Origin of the sequence: Microcystis sp. M53598_WE2, assembly GCF_030067735.1 — a bacterium.
GTDB lineage: Bacteria > Cyanobacteriota > Cyanobacteriia > Cyanobacteriales > Microcystaceae > Microcystis > Microcystis aeruginosa.
On sequence record NZ_JASJFE010000583.1, the window covers coordinates 1 to 7892 of the forward strand.

Genomic DNA, 7892 nt, shown 5'->3' on the forward strand with positions numbered 1-7892 from the left:
ATTTTGCTGAAAAGTTAACAATTTGTCAAGAGCTTTTTGGGCGGCGGAATATTGTTGCAGTTCTAGATAGATATCGGCCTTACCTTGCCAAGCTTGACTAGCGGCAGGATTAAGAGATAAGACCCGCTCAAAACTTTCCAAAGCCTCTTGATTTTTGCCTAACTTATCTAAAGCTTGCCCGCGACCGAGCCAAGCTGGCCAAGCGGAATCTGGGTTAATTTGAATAGCTTTTTCGTAGATAATTAAAGCTTCCGAGTATCTTTGTAAAGCTAATAAAGCATCAGCTTTTCCTTGGAATGCCTCAAGATAATCGGGATTAATTTTTAAGGCTTGATCATAGTAATTGAGGGCATCGGTATAGCGTTTGAGTTGATAAAAAGTCTGACCTTGTTGATAGTAACGAAGAGAATTACGAGAATTTTTCCAATAGTCAAAACCCAGATAAGAAACTGCTATTAAGCCAATTGTTCCACAGACAGATAAGATTTTTTTTAACCAAGATTTCCCTTGACGAGCAACTTGATCTTGAGATTTCACCACCTGGGTAGTTTTCGGAGCGAGATGATGAATTTTTCCTAATTTTCTCAGATCGATTAATGCTTCACTGGCACTGGTATAACGCTGACGAAAATCATAGCGGATCATGCGCTCGATAACATAACTAAACTCGGCGCTAGTCATGGCCAAATGTTGCCAGAGAATTTCCCCCGTGCGAGCATCCAGTGGAATATCTTCGGGATCTTTACCAGTTAAAGCTTGTAATCCAATCATACCGGCGGCATAGATATCGCTACTAAAACGCGGATAACCTTGGGCCTGTTCACTGGGGAAATAACCAGGGGTACCAATAGCGATGGTAGAAACGGTTTTACCTTCTTTAACCACTTGAGTGCTAATTTGTTTGACAGCACCAAAATCAATTAAAACCAATTGATGATCTTGGCTGCGACGAATAAGATTAAAGGGATTAACATCGCGATGGATCACCTGTTTGTGATGGACAAATTCGAGAATTGAGAGAATTTCTGTTAATAAAGCCACCACTTTCCCTTCATCTTGCCTATAGACACCGGCAATAATTTCTCTGGCTAAATCTTCCCCTTCAATGTATTCTTGCACGAGAAAAAATTGCCCATTTTCCTCAAAATAAGCAAATAAACGGGGAATATGGCGATGAATGCCCAATTCTTGCAGGATTTTCGCCTCGGTTTCAAAGAGTCGTCTAGCGATGGCTACAGTTTCGGCATCCTGGCACTGGGGTTTAAATTGTTTGATCACACAACGATTTTGATTGGGTAACTGGCGATCGCAGGCCAAGAAAGTTTGTCCGAATCCCCCTTTTCCCAATTGACGGATAATTTGGTAGCGATGACTAAGGATGTTTCCGGCAGCGAGTTCCATAGACGATGGCAATCCGAGGTTTTTTACTATTCTAGGCTTTTCGGCTCTCTTTTGCGGTCGATGGACAAAATGCGGAAACTTTCCCCACTCCACTTTTTTCCCTATAGAGAGAGAAAAAATTCCCTGTTGAGGGGACTGACATGACAGACAGAAAAAAATAATCTAGAAACAGAGAAAGTTCACTGTTGTTTTTTGAGAGGATAACCGCTATGTCTATGAATCCTGTTACTAGAGCCAGCACAGCTTTACTGATTACCCTGCTCATGGGGTCGATGTCCGGTACTTTTCCCGTCCTCGCTCAAAGTAATATTAATCGGCAACGTCTCATCGCTCAACAAATCTCGATTCCGGTGGGAACAGTTATCCCTTTGAATTACGAGAAAGCCGATAAAATTTTAGTTTCTAAAAGTGATGTTATTCCTCTGACTTTAACCGTAGCCAGAGATATTCGTAACCGCAATGGGATTGTGGTGATTGCAGCGGGAAGTGAAGTCAAGGGTACTTTAGAAGCAGCCGGCCGAGGTGTGCGGTTTATTGCCGATGAAATTCGCCTCGATGGGGGTAATCGCACCATTCCCCTCAATGCCACTTCGCGATTAATTACTACCACTGAAACCCTGCGTAAAGGGGCAAAAACTCAAGATATCTTAGGGGGAACCCTCGCCGGTGCGGGGGCAGCCACAGCGATCGCTGCTCTTACGGGCGATCGCAAGGTTGAAGTTCTCGATGTTTTAGCGGGAGCAGCCGTGGGAACCCTTGCGGGATGGGGCTTACCGGCGGCGGGAATTGTCGGTGGTAGTTCCGTGCAGTTATACTCTGTTAACCCCGATCGAGATTTAAATATTACCCTGCAATCGCCCCTAGTGATCAGAGATTAGTTAACGGCAAACCATGACCAAATCCGTCTGCTGGCGGATTTGGTGTCAACCATCGATTTAAACGGAGCGATCGATTTGTTAGATTTTTAATAGTCCGTCTGTCAACCAATAGACAGAAACAGTCAAAACATCAGAATCAGAGATCAAAGTATGAAACTTCCTACAGGGTTACGGCGAACTATTACCCACGCTTTAGCAACTTTTCTGGGAATTATGCTCGGTTTTAGCAGTTTAGCGGCGGTAAATGCTCAAAATCTGCCCAGCGCTGCCGCCGATCTGGCCAGAATTCCCCCGGAGATGACGGCGGAAAGTTTTGTCGCTAAGGCAGTGGCGCGCACGGGTGCGGCAGTAGTGCGAATTGACACCGAAGCGATCATTACTCGTCCCAATAGCCCCTTTTTTGATGATCCTTTTTTTCAGGAGTTTTTTGGAGAACAGTTTCGTCTTCCCACCCAGCAGCGAGTGGCTGGCCAGGGATCGGGTTTTATTATCGATGGCAGTGGTTTAATCTTAACTAATGCCCATGTGGTCGATAATGCCGATAAGGTAACGGTAACTTTAAAAGATGGTCGTAGCTTCAAAGGAGAAGTACGCGGTACTGATGAGATCACTGATTTAGCCGTGGTGAAAATTAATTCCCAAGGGGAAAATTTACCTGTAGCCGTCCTCGGCAATTCCTCATCCATACAAGTGGGGGACTGGGCGATCGCAGTAGGCAATCCCGTCGGTCTAGATAATACGGTAACTTTAGGAATTATTAGCACGATCGGGCGCTCGGCGGCTAAGGCTGGTATTCCCGATAAACGCATTGATTTTATCCAAACCGATGCCGCTATTAACCCGGGTAATTCCGGCGGTCCTTTACTCAACGCCCAAGGGGAAGTCATCGGCATCAATACGGCGATTCGTGCCGATGCCATGGGCATCGGTTTTGCCATTCCCATCGACCGGGCCAAGCAGTTACAAGCAACCCTAGAAGCAGGTCAAAAGGTGGCCCATCCCTATATCGGTGTGCAGATGGTTAATCTAACTCCCGATTTAGCCCGGGCTAATAATCAAAACCCCAATTCTGCCATGATCGTCCCGGAAGTGTCGGGAATTTTGGTGGTGAAAGTCCTACCCAATACCCCCGCCGAAAAAGCCGGGATCCGTCGCGGGGATGTGATTGTTAAAGCTAATAATCAACCGGTTAGCGATGGCGCTGAGTTACAGGAAATGGTGGAAAAAACCGGGATCGGTCAATCTTTACCCCTAAGAATCAGAAGGGGCGAAAGGGCGATCGATCTCACCGTAATCACCGCCCAAATGTCAAATCAGTAATCGGCGGTCAGTGATCAGTTATCAGATGTGAGTTTTCATGCCTTGATTGAGCAGCGACGAAAATCTTTTCAGGACTCGTAGCGCCGATAAAGTCGCTGCAACTTGTCATAGAAACGCTTGCGGACTTTTTCCGGGGAGATCAGCAAGCAATCTTCTCCGTAGGGAAGAATCTCGCGGAAAAACCAGAAGCTACTCGTTACCTGTCGGGTAATCTGCCGGACGAGGGGATCGTTCGAGATCAATTCGTTGGCGATATCGATAGCGCTTTTAGTCCGGTACGATCGAGCTAATCCATCGAATAGCTGAAACTCGGCCGACACACTATCAAGCTGATTGCGCCATTTGCCCCTAGGGATCGGGGTAATTAAGGAATCGTTGGGGATTCGATCGATCCGTAAACTCCAATTATGCTGTAGTTCGGAAATATCTTGATTTCCCTCGGTTTCCTCGCACCAACAATCGAGATATAAGCGATCCTCGTGACGATTGATAGCGGCATGGTAAAGATGGAATTCCCAGATTCGATCGCCGGCATCCTGATAGGATAACTGAAACGGTTGTTGTCGGAGAATGCAGCGATCGAGTTCTAACCGCCATGGCGGGGGAGGATTATCGAGGCGGCCTTCTAGCTCTTTGCGTAAGGGTCCCGGCAGTTCGCTCCGTTCTAATAGTAGTTTAGCCAGTTCCAGGGCGATGGGGATTTGCCCAGCATCGATGAGAGAATCGATCGCCTGTTGGAGCATCTGCAAGCGATCGGGCTTCCAGTCGTGATTAGGGGCGATTTTAAGTTTATTACGGGCAATTTCTTTGATTAACTTCGATATATTCGGTTTATCTCCCCAAAATAGCCCGAATTCACTGGCAAGGATTTCTAGGGCCTGTTTTTCTTTTTCACTGACCGATAAAGTGATTGATTGTCCTATCCGGCTCATAGTTTATAAGTGTACGGACACTTTTTCTGTTAAGGTACTTGTCTATCCCTATTGTCGTGGTTATTATGGAAGATAGCAAGGAGTTACGGACAGAAATTCATGGTAAATTATCAAGTAACGCTCAGGCCAGTCTATTCCTGTCCCGCAGACGAGATACCAGACGGGATCAAGGTTCCGCAAGGATGGCGGTTATCGTGGCATCAGGTGGAGACGTGGAAAGCACTCAACGATCCCGATGTCGCGGTAATCATCAATTCGGCCATGACGGGGGACGGGAAAAGTCTAGCGGCCTACCTGCGAACTTTGCAAGGATATTTCCCGATTATGGGACTCTACCCAACCAACGAACTAGCGCGGGATCAGCGGGGTCAGATCGAGGCATATATTCAACGATTTCAACCAACGGATCAACCCCGGGTCAATCTTTTAACCGGGCCCGAGTTGGAATTGTACGCCGAACGGGATGGGAAAACGAAAGCGATCGCTCTAGAGACTCGATCGAAACAGTCGGAAATTCTCTTAACTAACCCCGATATTTTCCATTATCTGCATCGGGGGGCCTATTTAACCCCCTACGATAACCCCGATCAGCTATGGAACCGGATCGATAAACATTTCGCTCTCTTCCTATTCGATGAATTTCACGTTTTCGGCACGCCACAGGTCGCCAGTATTATCAATACCATGCTTCTAATCCGACGGGCCAATCGTGGGAAACGATACCTGTTTTTGTCCGCAACTCCCGACGAGGGTTTACTAAAACGATTGGATAAAGCGGGGTTTCGCTATCGATCGATCGACCCAGTAAGAGAAGGAAAATACCGGTTTCCCGATACCCCAGAAGAGGCCAATTCCCTCGCTCAACAGGGATGGCGACAAGTAACCTCGGAAATCGAGCTATCTTTTATTCCCTTACCGTCGAGTTTTCAAACTTCGGAAAATTGGTTGAAGGAAAATAAAGAGCGAATTTTAGACTATTTTAAGCGATACCCCAGCAGCAAGGGCGCGATTATTCTCAATTCGATCGCTTCGGTTAAACGTCTGCTGCCGATTTTCCGAGAATTATTGGCGACTATCGGTTTAACGGTGGGGGAAAATACGGGTCTTTCGGGAACGCGGGAGAAGTTGGCATCGTTAAATCGTGATCTGGTGATCGGAACGAGTACCATCGATGTGGGGGTGGACTTCAAGATTAATTTCCTCATTTTCGAGTCGTCGGATGCGGGAAATTTTATTCAACGTTTCGGCCGTTTAGGCCGTCACAGCGGCTACGATCGAAAGGGAACGGCGGTAAAATTTACTAACTTCACAGCGATCGCTCTGGTTCCGAAATTTTTCCTAGAACGGTTATTCGAGAAGAAAGATGCACCGTTACAAGTCGGGGAACGGTATGACCGAATTCAGCTACAGGAGGCCATCAAGAGTAACTACCGTCATATCAATAATTTCGAGGGTTATTACCAACGTTGGGGAGCGGTACAATCATTTCAACTCTGGTGGAATTTAGGGAGTCCGAAGATCAAATCCCAATACGGGGAAAGTCGCCAGAAGTTTCAACAGGAATGCGAGGAGGTTTTCGATACCAGTTTAAAACGGGTCGCCGGTCGGGTGAAAGGATGGGCCGACGAATGGAAGGAGTTATCGGGGAAAAACGGTAATCCGATTTTCGAGGATGCGTCTAGTTTTCGCGGGTCGAGTCCGTTACTATGCGGGTTATACGATTCGACGGAACCAGAGGAGGGCGATCGCTTTAAAACCTACGATTTACCCAGTATTCTCGGTAATCTAGAGGTGGAGGTGTGGAGAAAAGGCGAGTTTAAGCGCCAGATCGAGGCCACGAAAACACCGATCGCGCGCAGACGTTTCGATTATTGTCTTGCGTTTCTGAATTTAAAGGGATATCGAGAGGAACGGTTAAACTGGCGCTTTACCTACGACGGCGATTTAGGCGAGATCGCCTCCGCGTGGAAAGTGCAGGTTTTGACGGGAATCGGTGTTTGGCAACCGGATAATCCTTGGCTCGATCGAATTAGTCGGGAGTTACGGGATCTGGCTCTGGTTAGCTTCGTTCTTGCCTATCCCGTCGCTGCAGTTCGCCAACGCTTACAATTACCGATGCACTTTGGTATCTATCCGATTAGTGACGAGAGTAGTATTCATTCTCCCCTGTCACCCTATTCTATAGCGATCGGTCAAGCGGCCTTGTTGTTGGATACTCTCGCTCATCGGTTCAAAGGTCAAGGGGGTGAGGTGTGGATCTGTTGATGCCGTTTGAGGCTACCAAGAGATGAGGGAGTCAAAGTGTACGGACACTTTTTCTGGGATTTAGTTGCTCTTTGCTTCCTCCGCGTTTGATAATAGACATAGACAGACGCTAGGGACATCGATCGATATATCCATCGGATTCTTGCCATTTTTTTTGATAGGGGCTAAATATGAATAGGCTAGTAGAAAAAATTACGGCTATTGTCGAAAAACTACCGAATTTAAAACTATTAATTCTCTTCGGTTCTAGAGCGCGTGGAGAGCATAAACCTGATAGCGATTGGGATTTCGCTGTTTTATACGAGGAAAGAAGTGATCAAAAGGATATTTCGAGTCTATTGAAAATTTATACACTACTCGAACAAGCTTTAGAGATTCCCGAGGACAAAATTGATGTGATTGATTTAAAAGAATGTTCGCCGATCCTTGCTCATTATGTCGCGCGAGATGGTCAACTTCTATACGAACGGGAAACGGGACTATTCGAGGGATTTAAAGAAAAATTTCTCATGAATCCTGAAGAATCGAAAGCGTTATACCGTCAATTACGGAATAATCTAGAGATTTCTCTACGAGAAAAAGGAGTGTAAATGCTATTCAACCTCTGATTGCGATAGACGAATTAAACCTCATGAATCAATACCTCGCCGAACTTAGCGAGTACGGTTCGATCACCTTAGAGGATTATCGTACATTAAGAGAACGTCAATTAGCCATAGAAAGGTTAATTCAGCTTATCGTTCAAACTGGCATCGATATCAATTACCAGATTTTAAAATATTTAGATATCGAGTCTCCGAATAATGCTCGCGACGCATTATTTCAAATCGTAGAACTGGGAATCTTAGAAGAACACCTAGCCGTTCAACTTACCGAGTCTATTAAATTAAGAAACTTACTCGTACACCTATACAAGAAAATTGATCCCGATATCGTTCATTCCTCGATCGCTAATATTTTACGAGATTATCCCCGCTACCAACGCTCGATCGTTCAATATCTAGATTCCTTGGAGGCAGAAAATGGTTAAAAATACGAAAGAATTAAAAATTATCGATACAATCAATAGAATAACCACGACTGTGGAAAAACTACC

7 protein-coding genes are annotated in these 7892 nt (G+C 45.8%); 5 read left to right on the forward strand and 2 right to left on the reverse strand.

What is annotated here, in order from left to right; all coding sequences use genetic code 11:
- The coding region (locus PX636_RS11810; protein WP_288117305.1) for a serine/threonine-protein kinase at positions 1 to 1401 on the reverse strand (1401 nt) is incomplete at its 3' end.
- A gap of 209 nt (positions 1402 to 1610) precedes the next feature.
- Between PX636_RS11810 and PX636_RS11815 the strand changes: the two genes are divergently transcribed.
- Together PX636_RS11815 and PX636_RS11820 are read left to right on the forward strand one after the other, a co-directional pair.
- Positions 1611 to 2279, forward strand: coding sequence for a hypothetical protein (locus PX636_RS11815; protein WP_288117306.1), 669 nt, complete (start codon positions 1611 to 1613; stop codon positions 2277 to 2279).
- Positions 2280 to 2429: 150 nt separating this feature from the next.
- The gene (locus PX636_RS11820) at positions 2430 to 3599 is read left to right on the forward strand and encodes an HhoA/HhoB/HtrA family serine endopeptidase (protein WP_288117307.1); all 1170 of its coding nucleotides are present in this window, start codon (positions 2430 to 2432) and stop codon (positions 3597 to 3599) included.
- A 68-nt stretch (positions 3600 to 3667) separates the two neighbouring features.
- Here the strand turns inward: PX636_RS11820 and PX636_RS11825 are convergent, their stop codons facing one another.
- Positions 3668 to 4531 (reverse strand): WYL domain-containing protein, encoded by an 864-nt coding sequence (locus PX636_RS11825; RefSeq protein ID WP_288117308.1) that lies wholly within the window; start codon positions 4529 to 4531, stop codon positions 3668 to 3670.
- A gap of 99 nt (positions 4532 to 4630) precedes the next feature.
- Between PX636_RS11825 and cas3 the strand changes: the two genes are divergently transcribed.
- From cas3 to hepT, 3 genes are all read left to right on the forward strand, one after another.
- Complete coding sequence (gene cas3, locus PX636_RS11830; RefSeq protein WP_288117309.1) at positions 4631 to 6796, forward strand: type I-D CRISPR-associated helicase Cas3'; 2166 nt, start codon at positions 4631 to 4633, stop codon at positions 6794 to 6796.
- A gap of 170 nt (positions 6797 to 6966) precedes the next feature.
- A complete protein-coding gene (gene mntA / locus PX636_RS11835) occupies positions 6967 to 7386 on the forward strand; it encodes a type VII toxin-antitoxin system MntA family adenylyltransferase antitoxin (RefSeq protein WP_072924215.1) in 420 nt (139 codons plus the stop codon).
- Between the two features lie 41 nt (positions 7387 to 7427).
- Positions 7428 to 7826, forward strand: coding sequence for a type VII toxin-antitoxin system HepT family RNase toxin (gene hepT, locus PX636_RS11840; RefSeq protein WP_002778655.1), 399 nt, complete (start codon positions 7428 to 7430; stop codon positions 7824 to 7826).
- The last annotated feature ends 66 nt before the right edge of the window (positions 7827 to 7892 follow it).

Bases quoted from the DNA above. Each gene is read 5' to 3' on its own strand.
- PX636_RS11825 (WP_288117308.1), bottom strand. From the start codon at position 4,531: ATGAGCCGGATAGGACAATCAATCACTTTATCGGTCAGTGAAAAAGAA.
- PX636_RS11815 (WP_288117306.1), top strand. From the start codon at position 1,611: ATGTCTATGAATCCTGTTACTAGAGCCAGCACAGCTTTACTGATTACC.
- cas3 (WP_288117309.1), top strand. From the start codon at position 4,631: ATGGTAAATTATCAAGTAACGCTCAGGCCAGTCTATTCCTGTCCCGCA.
- hepT (WP_002778655.1), top strand. From the start codon at position 7,428: ATGAATCAATACCTCGCCGAACTTAGCGAGTACGGTTCGATCACCTTA.
- PX636_RS11820 (WP_288117307.1), top strand. From the start codon at position 2,430: ATGAAACTTCCTACAGGGTTACGGCGAACTATTACCCACGCTTTAGCA.
- mntA (WP_072924215.1), top strand. From the start codon at position 6,967: ATGAATAGGCTAGTAGAAAAAATTACGGCTATTGTCGAAAAACTACCG.